This window comes from Streptomyces sp. NPDC101132 (assembly GCF_044759225.1).
Classification (GTDB): Bacteria; Actinomycetota; Actinomycetes; order Streptomycetales; family Streptomycetaceae; genus Streptomyces.
Window position 1 is genome coordinate 313116 of sequence record NZ_JBIVYX010000007.1, and the last position, 26164, is coordinate 339279.

Annotated in this window: 27 protein-coding genes; 9 read left to right on the plus strand and 18 right to left on the minus strand. The window is 73.1% G+C overall.

Going from position 1 to position 26164, the window contains the following annotated elements; translation table 11 throughout:
• The first annotated feature begins 56 nt into the window (after positions 1–56).
• A complete protein-coding gene (locus tag ACIQUR_RS18645; RefSeq protein WP_403665323.1) occupies positions 57–725 on the plus strand; it encodes a potassium channel family protein in 669 nt (222 codons plus the stop codon).
• The gene (locus tag ACIQUR_RS18650; protein WP_403665325.1) at positions 722–1393 is read left to right on the plus strand and encodes a potassium channel family protein; all 672 of its coding nucleotides are present in this window, start codon (positions 722–724) and stop codon (positions 1391–1393) included. The genes ACIQUR_RS18645 and ACIQUR_RS18650 overlap by 4 nt, the downstream gene beginning before the upstream one ends.
• Positions 1394–1470: 77 nt before the next feature.
• On the opposite strand, the gene ACIQUR_RS18655 is transcribed toward ACIQUR_RS18650, so the two are convergent.
• The 7 genes from ACIQUR_RS18655 to ACIQUR_RS18685 form a co-directional block, all read right to left on the minus strand.
• Complete coding sequence (locus ACIQUR_RS18655) at positions 1471–2244, minus strand: DUF3159 domain-containing protein (RefSeq protein WP_403665327.1); 774 nt, start codon at positions 2242–2244, stop codon at positions 1471–1473.
• Positions 2245–2247: 3 nt separating this feature from the next.
• Positions 2248–2658 (minus strand): OB-fold nucleic acid binding domain-containing protein, encoded by a 411-nt coding sequence (locus ACIQUR_RS18660; protein WP_403665329.1) that lies wholly within the window; start codon positions 2656–2658, stop codon positions 2248–2250.
• A 24-nt stretch (positions 2659–2682) separates the two neighbouring features.
• Positions 2683–3369 (minus strand): response regulator, encoded by a 687-nt coding sequence (locus tag ACIQUR_RS18665; RefSeq protein ID WP_403665564.1) that lies wholly within the window; start codon positions 3367–3369, stop codon positions 2683–2685.
• A gap of 20 nt (positions 3370–3389) precedes the next feature.
• Positions 3390–5939, minus strand: a complete 2550-nt coding sequence (locus ACIQUR_RS18670) for a DUF4118 domain-containing protein (RefSeq protein WP_403665331.1) — start codon at positions 5937–5939, stop codon at positions 3390–3392.
• A gap of 280 nt (positions 5940–6219) precedes the next feature.
• Positions 6220–6999: a DUF3710 domain-containing protein gene (locus tag ACIQUR_RS18675; protein WP_403665333.1), complete on the minus strand. Its 780-nt coding sequence runs from the start codon at positions 6997–6999 to the stop codon at positions 6220–6222.
• A 1-nt stretch (position 7000) separates the two neighbouring features.
• A complete protein-coding gene (dut, locus tag ACIQUR_RS18680; protein WP_403665335.1) occupies positions 7001–7534 on the minus strand; it encodes a dUTP diphosphatase in 534 nt (177 codons plus the stop codon).
• Positions 7534–8118 carry a PaaI family thioesterase gene (locus ACIQUR_RS18685; RefSeq protein ID WP_403665337.1) on the minus strand — a complete coding sequence of 195 codons (585 nt, stop codon included), beginning with the start codon at positions 8116–8118 and terminating at the stop codon, positions 7534–7536. Before ACIQUR_RS18685 ends, dut begins: the two co-directional genes overlap by 1 nt.
• Positions 8119–8176: 58 nt before the next feature.
• On the opposite strand from ACIQUR_RS18685, the gene ACIQUR_RS18690 reads away from it, so the two are divergent.
• Positions 8177–8635, plus strand: coding sequence for a DUF3093 domain-containing protein (locus ACIQUR_RS18690; protein ID WP_403665339.1), 459 nt, complete (start codon positions 8177–8179; stop codon positions 8633–8635).
• Positions 8636–8653: 18 nt separating this feature from the next.
• Here the strand turns inward: ACIQUR_RS18690 and ACIQUR_RS18695 are convergent, their stop codons facing one another.
• The 4 genes from ACIQUR_RS18695 to ACIQUR_RS18710 form a co-directional block, all read right to left on the minus strand.
• Positions 8654–9565 (minus strand): hypothetical protein, encoded by a 912-nt coding sequence (locus ACIQUR_RS18695; RefSeq protein WP_403665341.1) that lies wholly within the window; start codon positions 9563–9565, stop codon positions 8654–8656.
• Between the two features lie 8 nt (positions 9566–9573).
• Positions 9574–9870: a DUF4193 domain-containing protein gene (locus ACIQUR_RS18700; protein WP_399953278.1), complete on the minus strand. Its 297-nt coding sequence runs from the start codon at positions 9868–9870 to the stop codon at positions 9574–9576.
• Positions 9871–10253: 383 nt separating this feature from the next.
• On the minus strand, positions 10254–11498 hold the full coding sequence (locus ACIQUR_RS18705) for a sensor histidine kinase (protein WP_403665344.1): 1245 nt from the start codon (positions 11496–11498) through the stop codon (positions 10254–10256).
• Positions 11499–11503: 5 nt separating this feature from the next.
• On the minus strand, positions 11504–12157 hold the full coding sequence (locus tag ACIQUR_RS18710; protein ID WP_030206113.1) for a response regulator transcription factor: 654 nt from the start codon (positions 12155–12157) through the stop codon (positions 11504–11506).
• Positions 12158–12472: 315 nt separating this feature from the next.
• On the opposite strand from ACIQUR_RS18710, the gene ACIQUR_RS18715 reads away from it, so the two are divergent.
• Entirely contained in the window at positions 12473–12640 is a 168-nt protein-coding gene (locus ACIQUR_RS18715; protein WP_403665346.1) for a hypothetical protein, read from the plus strand.
• 173 nt (positions 12641–12813) lie between these two features.
• Here ACIQUR_RS18715 and ACIQUR_RS18720 read toward each other — a convergent pair whose 3' ends face one another.
• Entirely contained in the window at positions 12814–13617 is an 804-nt protein-coding gene (locus tag ACIQUR_RS18720) for an inositol monophosphatase family protein (protein ID WP_403665348.1), read from the minus strand.
• A gap of 34 nt (positions 13618–13651) precedes the next feature.
• Positions 13652–14809 carry a ferrochelatase gene (locus tag ACIQUR_RS18725; RefSeq protein ID WP_403665350.1) on the minus strand — a complete coding sequence of 386 codons (1158 nt, stop codon included), beginning with the start codon at positions 14807–14809 and terminating at the stop codon, positions 13652–13654.
• Between the two features lie 160 nt (positions 14810–14969).
• Between ACIQUR_RS18725 and ACIQUR_RS18730 the strand changes: the two genes are divergently transcribed.
• On the plus strand, positions 14970–16229 hold the full coding sequence (locus ACIQUR_RS18730) for an MFS transporter (protein ID WP_403665352.1): 1260 nt from the start codon (positions 14970–14972) through the stop codon (positions 16227–16229).
• Positions 16171–17508 (plus strand): D-arabinono-1,4-lactone oxidase, encoded by a 1338-nt coding sequence (locus ACIQUR_RS18735; protein WP_403665354.1) that lies wholly within the window; start codon positions 16171–16173, stop codon positions 17506–17508. The genes ACIQUR_RS18730 and ACIQUR_RS18735 overlap by 59 nt, the downstream gene beginning before the upstream one ends.
• 25 nt (positions 17509–17533) lie before the next feature.
• On the opposite strand, the gene ACIQUR_RS18740 is transcribed toward ACIQUR_RS18735, so the two are convergent.
• Complete coding sequence (locus ACIQUR_RS18740; protein WP_403665356.1) at positions 17534–18490, minus strand: hypothetical protein; 957 nt, start codon at positions 18488–18490, stop codon at positions 17534–17536.
• A gap of 534 nt (positions 18491–19024) precedes the next feature.
• Here ACIQUR_RS18740 and sepH point away from each other — a divergent pair.
• Positions 19025–20080, plus strand: a complete 1056-nt coding sequence (gene sepH / locus ACIQUR_RS18745; RefSeq protein ID WP_403665358.1) for a septation protein SepH — start codon at positions 19025–19027, stop codon at positions 20078–20080.
• 110 nt (positions 20081–20190) lie between these two features.
• Here the strand turns inward: sepH and ACIQUR_RS18750 are convergent, their stop codons facing one another.
• Positions 20191–21027: a sulfurtransferase gene (locus ACIQUR_RS18750; RefSeq protein WP_403665360.1), complete on the minus strand. Its 837-nt coding sequence runs from the start codon at positions 21025–21027 to the stop codon at positions 20191–20193.
• 145 nt (positions 21028–21172) lie between these two features.
• On the opposite strand from ACIQUR_RS18750, the gene ACIQUR_RS18755 reads away from it, so the two are divergent.
• Positions 21173–21946 (plus strand): VOC family protein, encoded by a 774-nt coding sequence (locus ACIQUR_RS18755; RefSeq protein WP_403665362.1) that lies wholly within the window; start codon positions 21173–21175, stop codon positions 21944–21946.
• Positions 21947–22169: 223 nt separating this feature from the next.
• On the opposite strand, the gene ACIQUR_RS18760 is transcribed toward ACIQUR_RS18755, so the two are convergent.
• Both ACIQUR_RS18760 and ACIQUR_RS18765 read right to left on the minus strand, forming a co-directional pair.
• On the minus strand, positions 22170–22655 hold the full coding sequence (locus tag ACIQUR_RS18760) for a cupin domain-containing protein (protein WP_403665364.1): 486 nt from the start codon (positions 22653–22655) through the stop codon (positions 22170–22172).
• Positions 22656–22793: 138 nt separating this feature from the next.
• Positions 22794–24065: an MFS transporter gene (locus tag ACIQUR_RS18765; RefSeq protein ID WP_403665366.1), complete on the minus strand. Its 1272-nt coding sequence runs from the start codon at positions 24063–24065 to the stop codon at positions 22794–22796.
• A 435-nt stretch (positions 24066–24500) separates the two neighbouring features.
• Between ACIQUR_RS18765 and ACIQUR_RS18770 the strand changes: the two genes are divergently transcribed.
• Positions 24501–25358, plus strand: a complete 858-nt coding sequence (locus tag ACIQUR_RS18770) for an arylamine N-acetyltransferase (protein WP_403665368.1) — start codon at positions 24501–24503, stop codon at positions 25356–25358.
• Positions 25359–25467: 109 nt separating this feature from the next.
• Here ACIQUR_RS18770 and ACIQUR_RS18775 read toward each other — a convergent pair whose 3' ends face one another.
• On the minus strand, positions 25468–26118 hold the full coding sequence (locus tag ACIQUR_RS18775) for a thymidine kinase (RefSeq protein ID WP_403665370.1): 651 nt from the start codon (positions 26116–26118) through the stop codon (positions 25468–25470).
• Positions 26119–26164 lie beyond the last annotated feature (46 nt).

Sequence of the window (26164 nt, forward strand, 5' to 3'; positions counted from 1 at the left end):
AGAGGATCACCCGGGCGGAACGGGGTCCGAAACTATTGACAGCCGGAAGGACGGCCGTGCACATCGTCATTATGGGCTGCGGAAGAGTGGGCTCGGCCCTCGCGCAGACCCTGGAGCAGCAGGGGCATACGGTCGCCGTCATCGACCAGGACCCCACGGCGTTCCGTCGGCTGGGGTCGGGCTTCGGCGGCCGTCGCGTCACGGGCGTGGGCTTCGACCAGGACACCCTGCGCGAGGCCGGCATCGAGGACGCGGGGGCCTTCGCCGCGGTCAGCAGTGGTGACAATTCCAACATCATCGCGGCCCGGGTGGCCCGCGAGATGTTCGGCGTGGAGAACGTCGCCGCCCGCATCTACGACCCGCGGCGCGCCGAGGTCTACCAGCGCCTGGGCATCCCGACGGTGGCCACCGTCCGCTGGACCGCGGACCAGATGCTGCGGCGTCTGCTGCCCTCCGGCGCGGAGCCGCTGTGGCGCGACCCGAGCGGCGGCGTGCAGCTCGCCGAGGTGCACACGTCCCCGGCCTGGATCGGCCACAAGGTGAGCAAGCTCCAGGACGAGACGGGCGTGCGCGTCGCGTTCCTCACCCGGCTGGGCGAGGCCATGCTGCCGTCCTCCCAGACCGTGCTGCAGGAGGGCGACCTGGTGCACGTGATGATGCGCACGGACGAGATCGCCAAGGTCGAAGAGGCGTTCGCGCAGGGTCCCGAGGAGGCACACGCATGAGGGTCGCGATCGCCGGAGCCGGCGCCGTGGGCCGCTCCATCGCGGGCGAGCTGCTGGAGAACGGGCACGAGGTGCTGCTCGTCGACAAGGCGCCGACCGCCATCTCGGTCGAGCGGGTGCCGCAGGCGGAGTGGCTGCTGGCCGACGCCTGTGAGATCACCTCGCTGGACGAGGCCGCGCTGCAGCGGTGCAACGTGGTCATCGCGGCCACCGGTGACGACAAGGTGAACCTGGTCGTCTCGCTGCTGGCCAAGACGGAGTACGGGGTGCCGCGCGTGGTGGCCCGCGTGAACAACCCCAAGAACGAGTGGCTGTTCAACGAGTCCTGGGGCGTGGACGTCGCCGTCTCCACCCCGCGCCTGATGTCCGCCCTGGTCGAGGAGGCGGTGAGCGTCGGCGACCTGGTGCGCCTGCTCCGCTTCAGCCACGGTGACGCCAACCTGGTCGAGCTGACGCTGCCGCCGGAGTCCCCGATGGCGGGCGTGCGGATCAGCGAGATCAGCTGGCCGCAGGACACCTCGCTGGTGACGATCATCCGCGGCAACCGGGTGCTCACCCCGCACCCGGAGGAGAGCCTGGAGGCCGGCGACGAGCTGCTGTTCGTGGCCGCGCAGGCCCGCGAGGAGCAGCTGGAGGAGCTGCTGAACGCGGAGCGCACCGCGGAGTAGGCACCCCGCCCGTGTACGTGAGGAGGGCCCCCGGAACCGATCGGTTCCGGGGGCCCTCGTCACGTACGGGGTCCGCGCTACGCCTCCCCGCGCCGCGCGGCCGCGGCGGCCTCCTTGCGCTGCCGCTCGGCCTCCTCCTCCGCCTCCATCTCGGCGAAGACGTCGATCGGCGGCGGGGCCTTGGCCAGGAACACCCAGGTGAAGTACACCGCCAGCACCATCGGCGGCAGCTTGAGGGCGATCAGCACCCAGCCCAGCTGGGTGGTGTCGCCCCACCAGTACAGCGGGAAGAGGATGGCGTACTTGGCCAGGAAGACCAGGCCCCAGGCCAGGCTGGCCTTGGTGTACGCGGCCTTGCGGCCGGGGTTGCGGGTGCGCCAGGACAGGTTCTCCCGGAAGATCGGCCCCAGCACCACGCCGAGCAGCGGGAAGCCCACGAGCGCGGAGACGGTGAAGGCGACGCCGAGCCCGGCGCCGTAGATCATGCCCGGCAGGTAGAAGTCCTTGGCGTTGCCCGTGACCATGGCGAAGGCCACGCCGAAGCCCACGCCGAAGACGCCGCTGAAGGCGTGCTTGACGGTGTCCCTGCGGGCCAGCCGGACCACGACCAGCACGAGGGCGACCGCCACGGCGGCGATGGCGGAGAGCTTGAGGTCCTTGTTGACCGTGTAGATCCCGACGAAGAGCAGGCCGGGGAGCATGGTCTCCAGCGTGCCCCGGATCCCGCCGAAGGCGTCGAAGAGCGCCGCCTGCGTCACGGCCCTGGCGTCGGCGTCCGGGTCCGCGCCCGGCGCCCGGTCGCCCCGGATCTCCTCCGAGCCCTCGTGGCCCTTTTTGTCGAGTGACGTCACCGGCTAATGCTCCTGTCCGAGCGGTCGGAGTTCGTACTTCGGATTGAAGAGCACCCGGCGGCCGTGGCTCATCGAGATGCGGCCGGAGGCGATCATCTTGCGGCCCGGTTCGATGCCCACGATCGAGCGCCTGCCGAGCCAGACCACGTCCAGCGCGGCGGAACCGTCGAACAGCTCCGCCTCCAGGGCGGGAACCCCGGCCCGCGGTCGCAGGGTGACGGTGCGCAAGGTACCAGCCACCTTGACTATCTCGCGGTCGTGGCAGTCACAGATACGGGTGCACCCCGCGGCCTCCGCGTCCTCCTGGAGCTCCGCGGAGTGCAGCTCCTCCTGTGAGGAGGACAGCCGCTCTATCATCCGGCGGAAGCGCCCGGCAGGCTTCGCGGGCTTCTCGGAACGAGGTACAGCACTCATACAGGAAGCCTACCGGCGCGGGGGTCACCTCTCGAAGCGGTATCCCATGCCCGGTTCGGTGATGAAGTGGCGGGGGTGCGCCGGGTCGGTCTCCAGCTTCCGGCGCAGCTGCGCCATGTACACGCGGAGGTAGTTGCTCTCGGTGCCGTAGGACGGTCCCCAGACCTCCTGGAGCAGCTGCTTCTGGCTGACCAGGCGGCCGCTGTTGCGGACCAGCACCTCCAGCAGGTGCCACTCGGTCGGGGTGAGCCGTACGTCCCTGCCCTCCCGGCTGGCCTTCTTCGCCGCGAGGTCCACGGTGAAGCCGGCGGTCTCGACGGTCACCTCGTCCCCGCCGCTGCCGGGCACCGGCTCGGCCCGGCGGACGGCGGCGCGGAGCCGGGCCAGCAGCTCGTCCATGCCGAAGGGCTTGGTGACGTAGTCGTCGGCGCCGGCGTCGAGCGCCTCGACCTTCTCGTCGGAGCTGTGGCGGGCGGAGAGGACCAGGATCGGGACCCGGGTCCAGCCGCGCAGACCCCTGATCACCTCGACGCCGTCCATGTCCGGCAGGCCGAGGTCGAGCACGACCACGTCGGGGTGCCGGGCGGCGGCGAGCTCCAGGGCGGTGGCCCCGTCGGGGGCGGCGTCGACCTCGTACTTGCGCGCCTTCAGGTTGATCACCAGGGCCCGTACGATCTGCGGCTCGTCGTCCACCACGAGCACCCGCGTCATGGAGTTCCTGCTTTCTGTCGTCATCGCGTCACCACGTCATCCTCCACCGCCGCCCGTGACGTGTCGCGGTCACAGGTGGCGGCCGGCAGGCTCAGGACCATCGTGAGCCCGCCGCCCGGGGTGTCCTCGGCGCCGAGAAAGCCGCCGATGGCCTCGGTGAACCCCCGCGCCACGGCGAGCCCGAGACCGACCCCGGCACCGCGCGGGGCGTCCCCGTACCGCTGGAACGGGGCGAAGATCCGGTCCTTGGCCTCGTCGGGCACGCCCGGTCCCCGGTCCACCACGCGGATCTCGACACGGTCCCCGAGGGCGCTGGCCTTGACGTGGACCGGCGTCCCGGCGGGGCTGTACTTCACGGCGTTCTCGACCACGTTGGCCACCGCCCGCTCCAGCAGCCCCGGGTCGACGGCCACCATCGGCAGGGTCTCCGGTACGTCGAGCTCGACGCTGCCCTCCGGTACGCCGCCCAGCGCCATCGGCACGACCTCGTCCACGTCGATCTCGCGGATCAGCGGGGTCACGGTGCCGGTCTGGAGCCGGGACATGTCGAGGAGGTTCCCGACCAGGTGGTCGAGGCGGTCGGCGCCGTCCTCGATGCCGGCCAGCAGCTCGGCCCGGTCCTCCTCCGACCACTCCACGTCGTCGGACCGCAGCGAGCTGACCGAGGCCTTGATGCCGGCCAGCGGCGTGCGCAGGTCGTGGCTGACGGCGGCGAGCAGGGCCGTGCGGATGCGGTTGCCCTCGGCCAGCTCCCGGGCCTGCTCGGCCTCGCCGACCAGCCGCTGCCGGTCCAGGACCACGGCCGCCTGGGCGGCGAAGGCGCCGAGCACGCGCCGGTCCTCGGCGGGCAGCACCCGGCCGGACAGCGCGAGGGCCATGTGCTCGCCGACCGGCATGTCGACGTCGGCGTCCTCGGGGCGCTCCGCGGGGTGCGGGCCGACACTGGCGGCCGGCGTCCAGGGCTCGACCTCGCCCTCGCGTTCGAGCAGGGCCACGGACTCCATCGCGAAGGTCTCGCGGACGCGTTCCAGCAGGGCGTCGAGGGTGGTCTCGCCGCGCAGCACGCTGCCGGCGAGGAAGGACAGCACCTCCGACTCGGCCCGCAGCCGGGCGGCCTGGTGGGTGCGCCGGGCGGCCAGGTCCACGACCGAGGCCACCGAGGCGGCGACGGCGAAGAAGACGCCGATGGCCAGGATGTTCTTGGGGTCGGAGACGGTCAGCCGGTGCAGGGGCGGGGTGAAGAACCAGTTGAGCAGCAGCGAGCAGATGGCCGCCGAGGCCAGGGCCGGCACCAGCCCGCCCAGCAGCGCGGCGGCCACCGTGAGGGCGAGGAAGAGCAGCATGTCGTTGGCGAGGCCGAGATCGGTGTCGACGTGCGTGAGCAGCAGCGCGAGCAGGGTGGGCAGGACCACGCCCACCAGCCAGCCGGCGACGGTCCGGGTGCGGCTGAGGCGGGCCTTGCGGCTGACGGGCAGCCCCCGGCCCTTGGCCACCTCGTCGTGGGTGACGATGTGCACGTCGAGGTCGGGACCCGACTCGCGGGCCACCGTCATGCCGACCCCGGGACCGAACACGTACTGCCAGGGCCTGCGGCGGCTGGAGCCGAGGACGATCTGGGTGGCGTTGACGCCCCGGGCGAACTCCAGCAGGGCCTCGGGAACGCTGTCGCCGATCACGTGGTGAAACGTTCCGCCAAGATCCTCGACCAGGGTCCGCTGCACCGCCAGCTCCTTGGGCGAGGCGGCGGTCAGGCCGTCGCTGCGGGCCACGTAGACGGCGAGCACCTCGCCCCCGGCGCCCTTCTCCGCCAGCCGCGCGGCGCGGCGGATGAGCGTCCGTCCCTCGGGACCGCCGGTCAGGCCCACGACGATCCGCTCCCGGGCCTGCCAGGTGCTGCGGATGCCGTGCTCGCCGCGGTACTGCCGCAGGTACTCGTCGGCCCGGTCGGCGGTCCACAGCAGCGCGAGCTCGCGCAGGGCGGTGAGGTTGCCGGGCCGGAAGTAGTTGGAGAGCGCCGCGTCGACCTTGTCCGGCTGGTAGATGTTGCCGTGGGCCATCCGGCGGCGCAGCGCCTGGGGCGACATGTCGACCAGCTCGATCTGGTCCGCCCGCCGCACCACCTCGTCCGGCACGGTCTCCCGCTGCCGCACCCCGGTGATGGACTCCACCACGTCCCCGAGGGACTCCAGGTGCTGGATGTTGACGGTGGAGACCACGTCGATGCCGGCCCGCAGCAGTTCCTCGACGTCCTGCCAGCGCTTGGGGTTCCGCGAGCCCGGCACGTTCGTGTGCGCCAGCTCGTCCACCAGGGCTATGGCGGGCCGCCGGGCGAGCACGGCGTCCACGTCCATCTCGGTGAACACCGTCTCGCGGTACGCCAGCTCCCGCCGCGGCACCTGTTCGAGACCGGCCAGCATCGTCCGGGTGCGCTCCCGCCCGTGGTGCTCGACGAACGCCACGACGACGTCGGTGCCGCGCTCCACCCTGCGGTGGCCCTCGGAGAGCATGGCGTAGGTCTTGCCGACGCCCGGTGCCGCGCCGAGGTAGATCCGTAGCTTGCCGCGTCCCATGTCCCTATTGTCTTTCACGCCCTGGAAACTCACCGTTGCGGGGGGTCATCACCCTCCGAGGGAACCCCGGTTCCCCGGCGTCCCGGCTTCCGTTGACGCCCTCCATACGCCCGCGGCCGCGCCCTTGACGGTTTCCTGACGCCGCGCCTCCGTCCCGTCCCGGGTACGCCGATGGGCCGCACCCCGGAGCGGGGGTGCGGCCCATCGGCGCGAAAGTGCCCGTACGGCGCCTCCGGCGGGCCCGTGGGGACCGTCGGCGCCCGGTCCGGGACCGGGGCGGCTAGCGGACCTCGGTGATCTCCGGGCCGCGCTCCAGCTGGCCCATGCCGCCGGAGAAGCGGGAGCCCTCCTGGTCCTCGGTCTGCACGCCGTCCGGCACCATCTGCGCGTCGTTCGGCAGCTTGAGGACGATCGGGTCGCGCGGGGCCATCGGGCCCTCGCCGCGCACCACGACGGTGTCACGGAAGATCTGCTCCAGCAGACCGGCGGCCTCGGGCTGCACCGCGCCCTGGCCGGAGATCACACCGCGCAGGAACCAGCGGGGGCCGTCGACACCGACGAACCGCACCAGCTGGACACCACCGGTGCCGTCCGGCAGCTGTACGGGGACCTGCGCGCGCAGCTCCCAGCCCAGCGGGCCCTCGACCTCGTCGATGAGACCGCCCTGCTGGGTGATGCCCGAGGCGATCTCCTCGCGGACCTCGCCCCAGATGCCCTCCTTCTTGGGGGCGGCGAAGGCCTGCAGCTGGATCGCGCTGTCGCGCAGCACCACGGTCGCGGCGACGATCGCGTCCCCGGCGACCTCCACCCGCAGCTCCATGCCCTCGACACCGGGCACGTAGATGCCGCCCAGGTCCACGCGGCCCTCGGCGGGCGCGCCGACCTCGGAGATGTCCCACGGGCCGTCGGGCCGCGGGGCCGGCGGCAGGTTCACCCTGCGCTGCTCGCCCGCGGCGGGCCCGGCGAGCTCATCGGCGTCCTGCTCGACGCCGTCGACGACCTGCTCGGCCTCGCCCGCCACACTCTCGGCGGCGCTGCTCTTCTTGCGACGTCCGAACACGTCACTGTCCTTCCCGGTCGGATACGACCGAAGCGTAGCCATTCCCACCCTGCTGCCCAGCGCCGGATCCGGACACGGCCGCGTGACCGCCGGTCGATCCGAATCCCCCCTCGGCACGTGCCGAGCCGGGAAGTTCCGCCACCTCGTGGAAGCGCACCTTCTCGACCCGCTGGACGACCAGTTGGGCAATGCGGTCGAACCGCTCGAACCGCACGCTTTCACGGGGGTCGAGGTTGACCACAATCACCTTGATCTCCCCACGGTACCCGGCATCCACCGTCCCCGGGGCATTCACGAGCGCGAGCCCGCAGCGGGCCGCGAGTCCGGAACGCGGGTGCACGAAGGCGGCGTACCCGTCGGGCAGCGCGATGGACACCCCGGTGGGGAGTACGGTGCGCTCGCCGGGGGCCAGCTCGGCGGCCTCGGTGGTGACGAGGTCGCAGCCCGCGTCGCCGGGGTGGCCGTAGGCGGGCAGGGGCACCTCCGGGTCGACGCGCTTGATCAGCACGTCGAGGGGTGCGTGGTTGAAGGACATCAGGGGTTCACCTCGAAGGCGCGGGCGCGCCTGACCTGGTCCGGGTCGGCCATCGCCGCCTGGATCTCCTCGGGCCGACCGTTCTCGATGAAGTGGTCGACCTTGACCTCGATGAAGAGGGCGTCGGCGCGGACGGCGACCGGGCCCTCCGGGCCGCCTATCCGGCCCACGGCGGTGGAGTAGATCTTCCGCCCGGCCACGGCCGTGACCTCGGCCTCCAGGTGGAGGACGGTGTCGACCGGGACGGGGCGCACGAAGTCGGTCTCCAGCCGGCCGGTCACCGCGATGACCCGCAGCAGCCAGTTCAGCGAGCCGAGCGTCTCGTCGAGGGCGGTGGCCAGCACGCCGCCGTGCGCGAGGCCGGGGGCGCCCTGGTGCGCCGGCTTGACCGTGAACTCCGCGGTGACGCTGACGCCCTCGCCGGCCCGTGCCTCCAGGTGGAGGCCGTGCGGCTGGCCCCCGCCGCAGCCGAAACAGTGGTCGTAGTGCGCACCGAGGAGCTCACCGGGGGCCGGGGCGTCGGGGTGCCGCACCGGCGCCACGGCGTCGGCAGGGGGCGTCAAGGCTGTGTTTCGTCCACTCACAGGCGCAGACCTTACCCGCGCGGCTACCCGCCGGTCGCCCCGTGCCAAGCTTGGGGTCATGCAGCTCTCCCCCGCGCACCACGACGAACGCCTCACCGCTCCCCGCTCCTGGTGGGCGATCACCGCTCTCGTCGGCGTCTCCGGCGCGCTGATCATGCTGCCGCTGGGCCTGCTGCCGATGGTGGCCGGGCTGGTCGGCGGGACGGCGCTGGCGGGGGTGCTGGTGAGTTCGTACGGTTCCGCGCGCGTGCGCGTGGTGGGCGGCTCGCTGGCCGCGGGCGAGGCCCGGATCCCGGTGACGGCTCTCGGGGAGCCGGAGGTGCTGGACGCGGCGGAGGCGCGGGCCTGGCGGACGCACAAGGCCGATCCGCGGGCGTTCATGCTGATGCGCAGCTACGTGCCGACGGCGCTGCGGGTGCCGGTCACGGATCCGGCCGACCCGACCCCGTACGTGTACGTGTCCACGCGCGAGCCGGAGGCCCTGGCCGCGGCGCTGCGGGCGGCGCGGGGCGCCTGAGCCCCTCGGGGGCGGGGCTCACTCGCCGGGGCCCGGCTCCAGGGCGTGGGTGTTGTGCCCGGCCGCGGGCGGCAGGGGGTGCGCCGGTTCCTCCAGGGGCGGGAGCTGCTTGAGCAGGGCCCAGGGGACGGCGTTGGCGCGCAGGTCGCCGCGGACCTTCTCGGCGAGCTTCCTGGTGTCGCGCCGGTTCATCGCGGCGCCGACGGCGGCTCCGATCATGAAGGGCATCAGGTTCGGGAGGTTCCGGACCATCCGCTTCATGATCTGCTGGCGGAGTTCGCGCTTCATCTGCCCGCCGAGCGCCGCGTTGATGGTCGTGGGCTTGGTGACGTCGATGCCGCGTTCCTCGGTCCAGGCGCCGAGGTAGGCCAGGCTGCGCTCCCTGAGCCCGCCGGGGGGCCGGCGGCCGTAGACCTCGTGGAGTTCCGCGACGAGCTTCAGCTCGATGGCGGCGACGCCGGTGATCTCGGCGGCCAGCTCGGTCGGCATGGCGGGCGGCACCGGCAGCATGGCCGCCGCCCCGATGCTCGCGCCGACCGTGGACGTGGCGTTGCAGGCGCCCGCGATCAGCTTGTCGGCGAGCTGGTCGGCGTCGAGTCCGGGGAACTGCGCGCGCAGGGTGTCGAGGTCCCGTACGCGGACGCGCGGGGCGATCTCGATGACCCGGTCGGCGAGGTACGCGATGACCGTGCGGGCGCCCGTGAGGGCACCTTCTCCGCCCTTGCGTACGCCGTCCTTGACGGCGGCGCGCAGGCGAGCCCCGGCCGCGCCTCGGGGCCCCGTGGTGCCCTCCGTGACGGCGGGCGGCGGGGCGGAGGGTACGTCGCCGGCGTCGTGACCCGTCTCCGGGCCCGTGCCGCTGTCGTACGCCTCCGCTGAACCCTGCTGCCTCCGGAAGCGGCGCTTCCGGGACGGCGTCGAGCCTGCCACGGCGGCTGTCAGTCGCAGTCGCGACAGATCGGCTGGCCGTTCTTCTCGCGTGCCAGCTGGCTGCGGTGGTGGACCAGGAAGCAGCTCATGCAGGTGAACTCGTCAGCCTGCTTGGGCAGCACCCGGACGGCCAGCTCCTCGTTGGAGAGGTCGGCGCCCGGCAGCTCCATGCCCTCAGCGGCCTCGAAGTCGTCCATCTCGATGGACGAGCTCTGCTTGTCGCTGCGCCGGGCCTTCAGCTCTTCGAGGCTGTCGTTGTCGACGTCGTCGTCGGTCTTGCGTGGGGTGTCGTAGTCCGTTGCCATAGTCGCTCTCCCCCTCTGGGTGTTGGCGGTGTCTCAGCGCACGTAACGCGCGAGAGGCCGGACTTGTGCCCGACCTGAGGCGGAGATTTTGCCTCACATCAAGGTCTGTTACTCAATCGACACCCAGCCGCACGCCTGAAGGAGCGATCGGCGGGGATGTCGAGCGGGACCGTACACGGTTCGACGGTCGCGCCGCATCGGTGCCACCCCGTGTATTTCCCGCCATTCGGGGGGCCGGAAACCCGGACTTTCCCGGGCTTTCCGGCACCCCAGAGGGTCACTGAACGTACAGGACCCGGCACGGCACAATGTGATCGATCACACAGAAATCGACCTCTCGCCACCGTACCCGATTTCGCTCAGGGCGAAATTCCGTCCGGATGCTAGATGGGCAGCGTGACACGCATCACCAGGCCACCGCCCTCCCGGGGCTCCGCGACGATCCGTCCGCCGTGCGCCCGGGCGACCGAGCGGGCGATGGAAAGACCCAGCCCGACGCCCTTGTCGCTGCCGGTCCGCTCGGTGCGCAGCCGCCGGAACGGTTCGAAGAGGTTGTCGATCTCGTATGCGGGAACCACGGGACCCGTGTTCGACACCACCAGGACCGCCTGGCCGTGCTGGACCTCGGTGGTCACCTCGACCCAGCCGTCCTCCGGGACGTTGTACCGGACGGCGTTCTGGACCAGGTTCAGGGCGATCCGCTCCAGCAGCACGCCGTTGCCCTGCACCACGGCCAGGGCGCGCTCCCCGCGGATCTCCACGCCCTTGGCGTCGGCCTCGGCGCGCGCCTGGTCGATGGCGCGGGAGGCGACCTCGGCCAGGTCCACGGGCTTGCGCTCGACGATCTGGTTCTCGCTGCGGGCGAGCAGCAGCAGGCCCTCCACGAGCTGCTCGCTGCGCTCGTTGGTGGCCAGCAGCGTCCTGCCCAGCTGCTGGAGCTCCACGGGCGCCCCGGGGTCCGAGAGGTGCACCTCCAGCAGCGTGCGGTTGATGGCCAGCGGGGTGCGCAGCTCGTGGGAGGCGTTCCCGACGAACCGCTGCTGGGCCGTGAAGGCCCGCTCCAGCCGGTCCAGCATCTCGTCGAAGGTGTCGGCGAGCTCCTTGAGCTCGTCGTCCGGTCCGTCCAGCTCGATCCGCCGGGAGAGGTCCGAGCCGACCACGCGCCGGGCGGTACGGGTGATCTTGCCCAGGGGCGAGAGGACCCGGCCGGCCATCGCGTAGCCGAAGGCGAAGGCGATGATGCTCAGGCCCAGCAGCGCCATCAGGGAGCGGCTCAGCAGGTCGTCCAGGACCTGCTTCTTCTGCTGGTCCATGCAGGCGGAGATGGCCTGGTTGAACTGGTCGATGGTCTGGTCGCCGCCCACCCCGGGGCAGGTCGCGCTGGTGACCTCGATCTTCTGCCCGCCGACGATCTTGAACGGCGGGAAGCTGCCCCCGTGCACCGCCTGGGCGGCGAGCAGGTAGATGATCGACAGCAGCAGGATCCCGGCGATCAGGAACATGCCGCCGTAGAGCAGCGTCAGGCGTATCCGGATGGTCGGCCTGAGCCAAGGGAAGGGACCCTCGGGCTGGCCGGGGTCCCAGGTGGGCTTCGGAGGCGCCGGTGGCGGCGCGGGGGTCGATGCCACCGCCGTCAGATCCGGTATCCGGAACCGGGCACGGTCACGATCACCGGCGGCTCGCCCAGCTTGCGGCGCAGGGTCATGACGGTCACGCGCACCACGTTGGTGAAGGGGTCGGTGTTCTCGTCCCATGCCTTCTCCAGCAGCTGCTCGGCCGAGACGACGGTGCCCTCGCTGCGCATGAGCACCTCCAGCACCGCGAACTCCTTGGGCGCGAGCTGCACCTCGCGGCCGTCCCGGAAGACCTCGCGGCGGTTCGGGTCGAGCTTGATGCCGGCGCGCTCCAGGACGGGGGGCAGGGCGACGGTCGTACGCCGGCCCAGCGCCCGCACCCGGGCCGTCAGCTCGCTGAAGGCGAAGGGCTTGGGGAGGTAGTCGTCCGCCCCGAGCTCCAGGCCCTCCACACGGTCGCTGACGTCGCCGGAGGCGGTCAGCATCAGGACCCGGGTGGGCATGCCCAGCTCGACGATCTTGCGGCAGACGTCGTCGCCGTGGACCAGGGGGAGGTCGCGGTCGAGGACGACCACGTCGTAGTCGTTCACGCCGACGCGCTCCAGGGCGGCCGCGCCGTCGTACACGACGTCCACGGCCATGGCCTCACGGCGCAGTCCGGTGGCCACCGCATCGGCGAGCAGCTGCTCGTCCTCGACGACGAGTACGCGCACGTCGATTTCCTTCCTCATGGGCCCGTGGGGGGCAGCGTCTGTTGCGCGTCCATCCTGCCCTTTTCTCCGGTAAACCGGCTGTAAGGCGTCACTGGGCGACCCACTGCGGAGGCCGGAGGCGAGGATTCCCGCGCCCTGCGAGGTTTCTGCGTTCCGGGGGGCGGGGAGGAGGGGGTCACACCCTCGATCACCCGGCCGTGGCAGACCCACGCGTCCTGGTGACCGGCGATGGGCCCCCCGGCACCCCCGTGCCGGGCGACCGAACCCCCGGCACCCCCGTGCCACCGACCCCGACCCACGAAGAGGGGGCGCACCATGGACGCATTCACCGCAGGTCTTCTGCAGCGCATCAAGACCACGGAGTCCGACCTCACGCAGGCGCGCGAGACGGGCGACGACTTCCTCGCCGAAGTCGAGCAGGCCGAGCTGGAGGACCTGCACCGCCTCGCCGCCGAGCACGGCGTGCAGGTCAGCGCCGCATAGCGCGCACCGGCCGCACGAGAGGCGTCCGAGGCGATTCCGGACCTTCCGGAACCTTCGTAGCCGCTCGGTCCGTCACGACGCACGACACGGGGGCCCCGGTACCGCGGGACGGTACCGGGGCCCCCGTGCGTGCGCGTACGGGTCCCGGGCGGGACGCCGGGCCGGCGGGCGGTTCAGTCGTGCCAGGCCCCCGCCTCGTCCAGCAGGCCCTGGAGGGGCCCGAAGACGGCCGGGGTGGCCGCCACGGCCAGCTCGCCCGACGGGGGCAGTCCCGGCCGTCCGCCGGTCAGCGCGCCGGCCTCCCGGGCGATCAGGTCGCCGGCGGCCAGGTCCCACGGGTGGAGGCCCCGCTCGTAGTAGCCGTCGAGCCGCCCGGCGGCGACGTCGCAGAGGTCCACGGCAGCCGAGCCGCCGCGCCGGATGTCCCGGACCAGCGGGATCAGCCGCTGGGCGACGTCCGCCTGGTGGGCGCGGACGGTCTGCACGTAGTTGAAGCCGGTGGCGACCAGTGCCTGGTCCAGGGGCGCGGCGGCCCGGCAGCGCAGCGGCCCGCCGCCGGCCAGCCAGGCGCCGCCGCCGAGCACCGCGTGGTACGTCTCGCCGCGCATCGGCACGGCCACCACGCCGACCACCGTCTCGCCGTGGTACTCGGCGGCGATGGAGACCGCCCAGGACGGCAGCCCGTAGAGGTAGTTCACCGTGCCGTCGAGCGGGTCGACGATCCAGCGCACCCCGCTGGTGCCCGTGCTGCTGGCGCCCTCCTCGCCGAGGAGGCCGTCGTCGGGCCGATGGGCCCCGAGGTAGCCGGTGATCAGCTTCTCGGCGGCGATGTCCATCTCGGTGACGACGTCGATCGGGCTGGACTTGGTGGCGGCCACGCCGAGGTCGGCGGGGCGGCCGTCGCGCAGCAGCTCTCCGGCCTGCCGGGCGGCCTCCAGGGCGATGCCGAGCAGTTCGGCGTTGAGCGGGTCTGTCATGGATCTCCCCTCAGCGGGCGGGCGGGTGCGGGCGTCAGGCGTACGGGCTGTCCTCGCCGGCGGCGGCCGGGCGGGGCGCCCGGGCCGGGCAGCAGCCCACGGGGCACCGGTCGTGGCCGGCCCCCAGCCTGCCGACCCAGCAGCGCTCGGCCTCCTCGCCGCGCTCGACGGCGGCCCGCTCGACCACGAGGTCGCGCACGGCGGCCGCGAAGCGGGGGTCGTCGCCGACGGTGGCCGAGCGGGCGACCGGCAGGCCCAGTTCCGCGGCCTTGGCGGTGGCCTCGGTGTCGAGGTCGTACAGGACCTCCATGTGGTCGGAGACGAAGCCGATGGGGACCATCACGGCCGCCGGGGTCCCGGAACCGTGCAGGGCCTCCAGGTGGTCGCAGATGTCCGGCTCCAGCCACGGGATGTGCGGGGCGCCGCTGCGGGACTGGTAGACGAGGTCCCAGGCGTGCGCGACGCCGGTCCGGGCGGCCACGGCGTCCGCGATCAGCCGGGCGACGTCCAGGTGCTGCCGGACGTACGCGCCGCCCTCGCCGTGCTCGGTGTGCTCCCCGGCCGGGCCGGAGGCGTCGGCCGCGGCGGTGGGGATGGAGTGGGTGGTGAAGACGAGGCGGGCGGCGTCCCGGGCGTCCTCGGGCAGCTCCGCGAGGGAGGCGACCACGCCGTCGATCATGGGCTCGACGAATCCGGGGTGGTTGAAGTAGTGCCGCAGCTTGTCGACGCGCGGCAGCTCCAGGCCCTCCTCGGCGAGGGCGGCGAGCGAGTCGGCCAGGTTCTCGCGGTACTGCCGGCAGCCGGAGTACGAGGCGTACGCGCTGGTGGCCAGGACGGCGATGCGGCGGCGGCCGTCGCGGACCATCTCGCGCAGGGTGTCGGTGAGGTACGGGGCCCAGTTGCGGTTGCCCCAGTACACCGGCAGGTCCAGGCCGTGCTCCGCGAAGTCCTTGCGCAGGGCGTCCAGCAGGCGGCGGTTCTGGTCGTTGATGGGGCTGACCCCGCCGAAGCCGAAGTAGTGCTGCCCGACCTCTTTGAGGCGCTCGCGCGGGATGCCCCGGCCCCGGGTGACGTTCTCCAGGAAGGGGACCACGTCGTCGGGGCCCTCGGGGCCGCCGAAGGAGAGCAGCAGGAGGGCGTCGTACGGGCGGGCGTCGGCGGCGGTTTCGGGAGTCGCGAGCTGGTCTGGCATGTCCCGAATCCTGCCACCCGGCTCGGACACCCGGTAACCGCCCCGCCACGGGACCGCAGGTAAGGTTCACCTAACTTCTTTCCCCCGGGAAACCCCCTGCCGCCCCGTACCCGGCGCACGTAACCTGTACGGGCCATCTACGTCCCTTACGGAGGGCCCCTTGCCCAGTCCCTACCGCGCGATCTTCGCGGCGCCCGGCACCCGGGCGTTCACGGTCGCCGGATTCTTCGGGCGGTTGCCCCTCTCGATGCTCGGCATCGGCATCGTCACGATGATCTCCCGGCTCACCGGACGCTACGGCCTGGCGGGAGCCCTCACGGCCACGCTGGCGCTGTCCGCCGCCGTGCTCGGCCCGCAGGTCTCCCGGCTGGTGGACCAGTACGGCCAGCGCCGGGTACTGCGTCCGGCAGCGCTCATATCGGTGGCCGCCGTGGCGGGCCTGCTCGTGTCGGCGCGGGAGGGGGCGCCGGACTGGGTGCTCTTCGCCTTCACCGCCTGCGCCGGAGCGGTGCCCAGCGCGGGCGCCATGCTCCGGGCCCGCTGGGCGGCGCTCTACCGGGACTCGCCGGACCGGCTGCACACCGCGTACTCCTTCGAGTCCGTGATGGACGAGGTCTGCTTCATCGTCGGCCCGATCGCCTCCATCGGGCTGTCCACCGTCTGGTTCCCCGAGGCCGGGCCGCTGATCGCGACGGTCTCGCTGCTGATCGGCCTGTTCTGGCTGACCGCCCAGCGCGCCACGGAGCCCGTCCCCCACCCGCGCGAGCCGGGCGCCGACCGGAGCTCCGCGCTCCGCGCCCCGGGCCTCCAGGTGCTGGTGGCGACCTTCGTGGCGACCGGCGCCATCTTCGGCTCGGTGGACGTGGTGACCGTGGCCTTCGCCGAGGAGCGCGGCAACCAGGCGGCGGCCAGCGTGGTCCTCGCGGTCTGGGCGCTGGGGTCCTGCCTCGCCGGACTGCTCTTCGGTCTGGTGCGGCTGAAGGGCCGCAAGGAAAGGACCTGGGTCCTGGGCATCTGTGCGATGGCCGTGAGTATGATCCCCCTCCTACTGGCCGGGAACCTTCCGTTTCTGGCCGTGGCGCTCTTTGTCGCGGGCCTCGCCATCGCTCCCACGATGGTCACCACGATGGCCCTGATCGAGACGCACGTACCGCGCGCGAAGCTGACCGAAGGCATGACCTGGGTGGGTACGGGCCTGGCCGTCGGCGTCGCGCTCGGGTCCTCCGTGGCCGGCTGGGTGATCGACGCGGCCGGTGCGCGGAGCGCGTTCGTGGTGTCGATCTCGGCAGGGGCCGCCGCGGCGGCGGTCGCGTTCGCGGGTTACCGCAGGCTGACGAGGCCTGCGCTAGGGGAGGAACCCGATGGGCACGCAGAGCAGCACGAGGACGGCCGGCGCGACGACGCCCGGCACGTGGCGTAACTGGGCCGGCAACGTCACCGCGCGGCCCGCGCGCGTGGTCGCGCCCCGCACCGTCGAGGAGGTCCGGGAGGCCGTGCGCCGCGCCGCGGCCGACGGGCTGAAGGTGAAGGCGGTCGGCACCGGCCACTCCTTCACCTCGGCGGCGGCCACGGACGGGGTGCTGGTGCGCCCCCAGGCCCTGGCCGGCATCCAGCGCATCGACCGCGAGGCGGGCACGGTGACGGTCGCGGCCGGCACGGCCCTGAAGGACCTGAACGCGGCCCTCGCCCGGGAGGGCCTGTCGCTCACCAACATGGGCGACATCATGGAGCAGACCGTCTCCGGCGCCACGAGCACCGGGACGCACGGCACCGGCCGCGACTCCGCCTCCATAGCCGCCCAGATCCGGTCCCTGGACCTGGTCACGGCCGACGGGGAGCTGCTGACCTGTTCCGAGAAGGAGAACCCGGAGGTCTTCGCGGCCGCCCGGGTCGGCATCGGCGCGCTGGGCATCGTCACCTCGATCACCTTCGCCGTGGAGCCGCTCTTCCTGCTCACCGCGCGCGAGGAGCCGATGTCCTTCGAGCGGGTGACGGACGAGTTCGAGCAGCACTGGGCCGAGAACGAGCACTTCGAGTTCTACTGGTTCCCGCACACCGGCAACTGCAACACCAAGCGGAACAACCGCAGCGCGGGCCCCGCCGCCCCCAACGGCCCGGTGAGCGGCTGGATCGAGGACGAGCTGCTCTCCAACGGCGTCTTCCAGGCCGCCTGTTCGCTCGGCCGGGCGGTGCCGGCGACGATCCCGTCGATCGCCCGCGTCGCGAGCCGGGCACTGTCCGCGCGGACGTACACGGACATCCCGTACAAGGTGTTCACCAGCCCGCGCCGGGTGCGGTTCGTGGAGATGGAGTACGCCCTGCCGCGCGAGGCTGCCGTCGGCACGCTGCGCGAGCTGCGGGCCATGGTCGACGCCTCGGACCTGCGGATCAGCTTCCCCGTGGAGGTGCGCACGGCCCCGGCCGACGACATCGCGCTGTCCACCGCGTCCGGGCGCGAGACGGCGTACGTCGCCGTCCACATGTACAAGGGCACGCCGTACCAGGCGTACTTCACCGCGGCCGAGCGCATCTTCACCGCGCACGGGGGCCGTCCGCACTGGGGCAAGGTGCACACCCGGGACGCGGCGTACTTCTCCGAGGTCTACCCGCGGTTCGGCGAGTTCACCGCGGTGCGGGACCGGCTGGACCCGGACCGGGTGTTCGGCAACGACTACCTGCGCCGGGTACTGGGCGACTGAGGCGGCCGGGCCTCCGCGGCGGGTGCTAGTTCCCGCCGCCCGCCGGATCCGGGTCCGCGTCCGCGGCCGGGCCCGTGCCGCCGTCGGCCGGGCCGGGGCCGGTCTGCGATCCCGTCGACTTCCCGGGGCCCGGGGTCGGGGTCGGGGTGGGCCCGGGCGGGCTGGGCGTGGGGGTCGGCGGGGTGGGCTCCGGGGTCGGTTCCGCGGACTGCGACGGTGCCGGCCCGCCGCTCCGGCCGGGGGTGGCGCCGCCCGGCCGCGACCGGTCGGGCGCCGGGGTCCCGGAGTGCGTGCGCCCCGGCTCCTCCCGCCCGTTCCCCGGAGGTGCGTCCTCCGGGGTGGTGCGGTGCTGCTGCGACCTGGTGCCGCCGGTGGTGACGCCGCCGAAGGTGGAGGTGTTGCCGGAGACCAGCTCGTACGCGGCTATGCCGCCCATTGAGACCCCGAAGACCAGGGCGGCGGCGACCGCCTTGGCCTTCCAGCCGCGCACCCGGGTGCCGTGCGTGGTGGCCGTGCCGAACTCCGCCGGCGGGCCGGCCGAGGGACCCGGCCCGTGCGGTACGGCGTCCATGGCACGGGTGGCGTCCGGCGGTCCCACCGCGCCGAGCACCATGGTCCGGTCGTGGCGGGGCGGCGGGTCGGCCGGACCGGCGGACGGCATCGGGCGGGTGCACGCGTCGTCGTCCGCCACCGGCACCTGCCGGCCCTTGGGGCGGGCGGCCTCGCCGGTCTCCCTGAGGGTCTCGCCGGTGCGCTTGAAGAGGTGCTGGATGACCGGTCCGCCCGCGGTGGCGACGACGCTGACGACGCCGGCGCCCAGGATGGTCCCGTAGACGCCCATCTTCGACGCGAGGTAGGCGGCGGCGACGGTGGCGAGGGAGCTGCCCGCGACCTGGGCCACGCTCAGGTCGAGGCGCTTGTTGTCCGCGCCGTCCGCGTGCGCCCCGTCCGCGCCCTCGGCGCGCGCCTGCCGATCCGTCACTCCCGTCGCCGTCGTCCCAGCCGACGCGGTGTCCGTTTTCCGACCCATCCCCAGCCTCTGCCGTCACCGACCACTCCACTTACAGCAGTTACTGACATGTGGGCGAAGCGGATAGTTCCACCGAGAGGGATTCTGTGAATCAAGACACCAGAAAACGCCCGTCCATCAGGCCCGCCTAAGGAATCCCATGCCCCAACTCCCCTGCCGCGGGACAAGTTCGGCGGCGCGGCGGTCCACCCAGGTGGCCCGAATGGAGTACTGTGGCGAGCCCTGGGACCGCGCTTCCTTTCGGATGCCCGGACTCGGGAGAGGGGGCCGGTCTTCGGAGAAACGGCGCTCGCAACCGGCGAAGCCGTGGGTTCGTACGGTGCCCCGCTGCACAGAGTGACCACGTCGTCACTATGAGTGGCGAACAGGTAACCGTGCCATAACGGCGATCAAGGGCGCATGCCCGACACGCCGGTTTAACTCGGCAAGGTTGTGGCAGGCTGCACCCGGGCAGGCCACACTCGACTAGCGGAAGCAGCGACGCACGTGACGTCGGCAGGCACCACCCGGGAGGTCCCCATGCCCGAACTGCGTGTCGTGGCCGTCTCGAATGACGGCACACGACTGGTGCTCAAGGCTGCGGACGGCACGGAGTACACCCTTCCGATCGACGAGCGGCTGCGCGCGGCCGTGCGCAACGACCGGGCCCGGCTCGGCCAGATCGAGATCGAGGTGGAGAGCCACCTCCGCCCCCGCGACATCCAGGCGCGGATACGTGCCGGTGCCTCCGCTGAGGAGGTCGCACAGCTCGCCGGCATCTCGGTCGACCGGGTGCGCCGCTTCGAGGGACCCGTGCTCGCCGAGCGCGCCTTCATGGCCGAGCGCGCCCGCAAGACGCCCGTGCGCCGGCCCGGCGAGAACACCGGACCCCAGCTCGGCGACGCCGTGCAGGAGCGGCTGCTGCTGCGCGGGGCCGAGAAGGACTCCGTGCAGTGGGACTCCTGGCGCCGCGACGACGGCACCTGGGAGGTCCTGCTGGTCTACCGGGTGGCGGGCGAGCCGCACTCGGCGAGCTGGACGTACGACCCGCCCCGGCGGCTCGTCCAGGCCGTCGACGACGAGGCGCGCTCACTGATCGGCGAGGCCGACGACCTTCCGGCGCCGGAGCCGAGCTTCCCGTTCGTGCCGCGGATCGCGCGGCTGCCGCGGGACCGGCCACTGGACCGCGCCCTGGACCGGCAGCTGGAGCGGGCCCCCGCGCCGGCTCCCGAACCGGAGGAGGAGCGGGACTCGCTGACCAGCCTGCTGGAGGCGGTTCCGAGCTTCCGGGGCGACCTCGTCGTACCGGAGCGGACCGCGCAGGCCGAGGAGTCCGAGGCCGAGGCGGAGGAAGCGGCCGCGGCCGCCCCCGCCGCGTCGGCCGGGGCCGGGGCGGCGTACGCGGACGTGCTCATGCCGCGTTCGGTGGCGGGCCACCGGGAGCGGCTGATCGGGACGACCGACCGGCAGGCCGAGGCGGACGGCGTCCGTCCCGGCCGCCGCGCGGCCGTGCCGAGCTGGGACGAGATCGTCTTCGGCACGCGCCGCAAGAAGCAGGAGTAGCAGCAGCCGGGGCCGCGTCCGCGACCCCGGCGGACAGTCAGGGCGTACGGGCCCGGTACCGCGAGTGGCGCGGTGCCGGGCCCGTACGCGCGCACGCCCCCGCGCGACGCCTACTGCGGGTCCGGGCCCGTCGCCACCGGCCGGGACGGGTCGGAGCACCACTCCGACCAGCTGCCGGCGTACAGCGCGGCCGGCACCCCGGCCACCGCCAGCGCCAGCACCTCGTGGGCGCCGGACACCCCCGACCCGCAGTACACGCCCACCGGGCGCGCCCCGTCCGCTCCGAGCGCCGAGAAGCGCGCCGCGAGCTCCGGCGCGGGCAGGAAGCGCCGGTCGTCCCCCACGTTGTCGGTGGTCGGCGCCGAGAGCGCGCCGGGGATGTGACCGCCGACGGGGTCGATGGGCTCGACGTCGCCCCGGTACCGCTCACCCGCCCGGGCGTCCAGCAGCACACCTGCGCGAGCCAGCTCCGCGGCGCCCTCGGCGTCCAGCAGGCCCACCGCACCCGGACTTGGCTTGAAATCACCCTCGGCCGGCGACGGGATCTCTGCCGACAGGGCACCGCCCGCGGCCACCCACGCACCCAGGCCCCCGTCCAGCACACGGACGTCCTCGTGCCCCGTCCAGCGCAGCAGCCACCAGGCGCGAGCCGCGGCCCAGCCCAGGCCCCCGTCGTACACGACCACCGGGGTCTCCCGGCCCACGCCGGCCCGGCGCATCACCGCGCCGAAGGCCTCGGGGTCGGGCAGCGGGTGGCGGCCGCCGGCACCGGGCGGACCTGCCAGTTCGCGGTCCAGGTCGACGTAGACCGCGCCCGGGACGTGCCCGGCCTCGTACTCGGCCCGCAGGTCGGGACCGCCCAGCTGCCAGCGGACGTCCAGCAGCACGGGCCGCGCGGGACCGGCCGTCGCGGCCAGGAGCTCGGAAGCGGAAATGATCGGGTTCATGGGCACATCCTCCTCCAGCCGCCACGCCCGGCGTAACAGGCACGAAATCGCCCGGGGGCATCGATTCGGACATCTCTGTCCCGCGGGCCGGAAAGGCGGCGCGGCCGGGGCGCGCGGCGCGGCGGGGAGTGCCACCATCGTCACCATGACCGAGCAGGCGATGCGGCGCTCCCCCGGCACCCCGTGCTGGGTCAGCCTGATGGTGCACGGCCTCACGACGACCCAGGAGTTCTACAGCTCCCTCTTCGGCTGGGAGTACGTGCCCGGCCCCGGGCAGCTGGGCCCGTACGTGCGGGCACGGCTGGACGGCAAGGAGGTCGCGGGCATCGGGCAGCTGCCGCCCGACCGGCACCTGCCGACCGCCTGGACCCCGTACCTGGCCACGGACGACGCGGACACGACGGCCGAACTGATCCGCAGCTGCGGCGGCACGGTGGCGGTCGGCCCGCTGGACGCGGACCACGCGGGGCGGATGGCGATCTGCTCGGACCCGGTGGGCGCGGTCTTCGGCATCTGGCAGGCCTCCGCGCACGTCGGCTCGCGCCTGACCGGGGTGCCGGGCACGCCGGTGTGGAACGAGCTGGTGACCCAGGAGACCTCGACGGTGGCGAAGTTCTACCAGAGCGTCTTCGGGCACGAGCTGGAGGCGCTGGTGTCGGCGGACTTCGACTACGTCACCCTGCACCTGGAGGGCCGCCCCGTGTGCGCGGTGCACGGCGTGGGCCGGGCCCTGCCGCACGACCGGGGGGCGCACTGGATGACGTACTTCGAGGTGACCGACCCCGACGAGGCGACCCGGCAGGTCGTGGACCTGGGCGGCCACGTGATCCAGCCGCCGCGCGAGGGCGCGAGCGGCCGCCTGGCCACGGTCGCGGACCCCGAGGGCGCGGTCTTCACGATCATCCGTACGGAGCGCTGACGACGACGGCGGGCGGGGGGGGGGGGGGGGGGGGGCCGCCCCCCCCCCGGGGGGGGCGGGCCCCCCGCGCCCCCGCCGCGGGCCCCCCCCCCCGCCGGGGGGGGGCCGCCCCCCGCGCCCCCCCCCCCCCCCCCCGCCTGGTCGTCACGCCCGGCCGCCGACCGCGGTCTTCACACCCGGCCGGCGGGCGTCGGACAGCAGGGCTGCCGGGCATCGGACCGGACTAGCGGATGACGTCGAACTCCAGGGCGACCACGCTGGCGTCCTTGGCGTCGATGTCGAACTGCTCGGCCGGCGGGCGCGGCACGCCGTTGGCGGCCGAGATGCCGAGCTTCTTGAAGTAGCCCTCGGTGCCACCGGGCGTGTACCAGGCGAGCATCTTCACCGGGGTGTCGCCGAGGACGCTGTACGTGTGGGCCTTGCCGCGCGGCAGGAAGACGAACGAACCCGGTCCGGCCGTCTCGACGCGGCCCTCCCAGCGGAGTTCCAGGCTGCCCTCAAGGAGGTAGAAGGCCTCGTCCTCGCCGTGGTGGGTGTGCGGCGGGGCGCCGGAACCCGGGTGCAGCACGACCTCCAGCAGGCCGAACGCGCCGCCGGTGTCCTGCTTCTCCGCCTTGAAGGTGTAGTGGTCACGGAATACCCACCGGGTGTCACCCTCGCCCTGGGCGACGTGGATGAGTTCCGGAGCCGACTGTTCCTGAGTGGTCACTGCTCTCTCCCTCTGTGGAAAGTTCTTCTGTGTGGCCTTCGCGTGGGACGGCGCCGGTCAAGGGGCGTCACGTCCGCTTCGGTTGACGGTTCACGGACCCAATGGGCCACCACCTCCTCTCCCTGCCGCGGGACTTCGTCAAGCGGTTGCGTGGCGGCGGGCGGACCGGGCGGCGAGGCCGACGAGCCCGATGCCGACCACCAGGGCGGCCGCGAGGAGCAGCGCCAGGCTGGACAGACCCGGCATGCCCTGCGGGATCTGGGCGCCCAGCGCCACGCCGCCGTTGAGGATGAAGCTGTAGATCGCGGTCGCGGTGGCCCGGGCGGGTCCGGCGCTGGTGCCGACGGCCTGCACGAGGGCCGGGCTGACGGTGGAGATCGCCAGCACGTAGACGAAGAGCGAGACGCCCAGGCCGATCACGGAGTCGGCGTACAGGGCGGCCGCGAGCAGACCGACGGCGCCGACCGCGAAGCCGATGACCGTCCGGGTGAGCGCGGACAGGCGTCCCATGACCGGGGCGAGGAAGACGGCACCGACCATCGCGGGGAGGGCGCTGGCGCGGAGGGCCAGCATGGTGTCGTGGTTCCCGACCACCTCGGCCGGCCCGTAGAGCTGCACGCCGGTGTAGATCGCGGTGAGGCTGCCGAGGACGCCCAGGGAGGCCACGAAGAGCGCGACGATCGAGCCGTTGCGCAGCACGGCGCCGACGGGGGACGGGCCCTTGGCGCCGCGCGCGGGCAGGTCCCGGGCCTCGTCGGGCAGCAGGACCTTCCAGGCGACCGCCGCCACGACCGCCAGCAGCGGCGCCACCAGCCAGAACACGGACTGCCAGCCGAGCGAGGAGCCCAGGATCTGCGCCATGACCTGGCCGACGCACAGCGCGACGCCGAGCGCGCAGGACACCACGGTGAGGGCCAGGGCGAGCCGGCGCGTCGGGACCCGGTCGCTCAGGTAGATGTACACCACCGGCGTGAACACACCGGCCATGGAGCCCTGCAGGGCCCGCAGAAGGGAACCGGTCACGAGATCGGACGCGAGCGGCACGAGCGCCGTCATCACGGCCATGATCGCGATGCTCGCGACGACGACGTTGCGACGGCCGTACCGGTCGGCGAGGAAGCCGCTCGCCAGGGAGGCGCACGCGTAGGCGGCGGAGAACGCCGTGGTCGCCCACGCCGCGGACCCCTGGGACACGCCCCACGCCTCGCCGAAGTCCGGCATGAGCGGGATCGCCACGTAGCCCTGACTGACGACGACGACGGCGGCGAGGGCGAGGACCGCCAGGGTCGTGGCGAAGGGGAACTGCTCGGCGCGCTCCTCGGCCGTGAGGCCGTCCGCCGGTTTCGACGCCACTGTTCCGGTGGTGCGGACCGCGGCTGTTTCGCTGTCCGAGGCCGATGTGTTCGACATCAGAAATAATCTCCTTTGTGCGGCCAGGGCCGGGGAACGTACCTGGGCACGCTCGCGGTTGGCGCTCTCTTCGCAGCGACGGAGCACAGCCCGCCGGCCAACCTTTGTGAAGGTTGCGGAGCGGGCTCGGGCAGGGTCAAAGGGGCGGGCGCGGGTCCGTCAGGTCCTCGGGCCGGCCGCCGCGGAGGGCATCGGCGGGGCTCCCGCCACCCCGGTACGCGGCTCCGGGTGCACCGGGACCGCCGCTCCGGGTGCGCCCGGACCGGGCATCGGGTGCGCCCGGACCGGGCATCGGGCGGCAACCGACCACAGTCCTGACAAACTCCCGGAATCGGATCCCGGCTCCTCCGCCGCCTGCCGGAGCATGGCCGCTGGGTGCGCACGCGAGCACGATCCGCGCGCGGGCCCCGTACCCCACCACACCGGGAGATGACCATGCAGATTGACGCACTACCCGCACAGCCCGGCACCGAGCCGGACTGGGGCGCCGAGAAGCTCGACCTGGACGCCTACCTGGCCCGCGTCGGCTACGACGGCCCGCGCACCGCGGACGCGGCCACGCTCCGCGCGCTGCACCGCGCGCACCTCGCCACGTTCTCCTTCGAGAACGTCGCCCTGGCGCTCGGCGGCGCCATCGACATCGACATCGACGCGATCCAGCGGAAGATGGTCGGCGAGGGGCACGGCGGCTACTGCTACGAGAACAACCTGCTGTTCGCCGCCGTCCTGGAGCGCCTCGGCTTCCCGGTCTCCCGGCTGCTGTCGCGCGTACGCCGCGGGAACGCGCCGGTCCGCTGGCGCTCCCACACCGTCCTGCTGGTCGAGGCGGACGGGCGGCGCTGGATAGCGGACGTCGGCTTCGGCGACGAGGGCCCGCTGGAGCCGGTGCCCTTCGAGGCCGGCGGCCTGATGTCGGCGGGCGACTGGACCTGGCGCCTGGACCAGGAGGGCGACGACTGGATCCTGCGCAACGAGCACGCCGACGGCTGGTTCGACGTGTGGGCGGTCCGCCTTGAGCGGCAGCACGCCATCGACTTCCAGGTGGCGAACTACTACTCGTCCACGCACCCGCGCTCGCCCTTCGTGGGCCAGCTCGTCGCGCAGCGGCCCGAGGCGCACGTGCGCTACAGCCTGCGCAACCAGGAACTGGTGCGCACGTTCCCGGACGGCCGCAAGGAGACCGTCCGGCTGTCCGCCGACGAACTCGTCGACACCCTGCGCGAAACGTTCCGCATCGCGCTGACCGACGACGAGGCGAAGCTGCTCCGCGACCTCTTCCCGGCCGCGCAGTAACAGCCGCCCGGCGGCGCGTAACGGACCCCGCCACGCGCCGCCCAGGGCCGCCCACGCACCCCCGGCACCGCTCCCGGGCGCCCGCCCGGAGAGTCCCGGAACCGGGGGGTCAGCCGGAGGCGACCGGGAGGACGTCCGGGGAGAGGGGGCTGGCGTGGGCCGAGGCGCTGGTCATGTGGCGGCGGTGGTGGCGGCGGCACAGGACCTCGTAGCCGATCTCCTCCGCGGGGCGGTTCACATCGCCGACGACGACCTGTTCGCCTTCCACGACCATGACGCCGCCCACCGTGCGGGCGTTGTGCGTGGCGCGGGCGCCGCACCAGCACAGGGCCTCGACCTGGAGCTGCTCGATGCGGTCGGCCAGTTCGATCAGGCGCTGCGAGCCCGGGAAGAGCTTGGTGCGGAAGTCGGTGGTGATGCCGAAGGCGAAGACGTCCATGTCCAGGTCGTCCACGATCCGGGCCAGCTGGTCGATCTGGTCCGGCGTCAGGAACTGCGCCTCGTCCACGATCACGTAGTCGGCCTTGCCGCCCGCCGAGAGTTCCCTGACCAGGTACGCGTACACGTCCATCGAGTCGGTGACCTCGACCGCGTCCGTCACCAGCCCCAGCCGCGACGACAGCTTGCCCTCGCCGGCGCGGTCCTGCCGCGTGAAGATCACGCCCACCAGACCACGGGCCGAGCGGTTGTGCGTGATCTGGAGCGCCAGAGTGCTCTTTCCGCAGTCCATCGTTCCGGAGAAGAACACCAGCTCGGGCATGGGGAAGCGCTGACCTTTCGGGTCGGGGAGGAGAGGCGGGACGGGT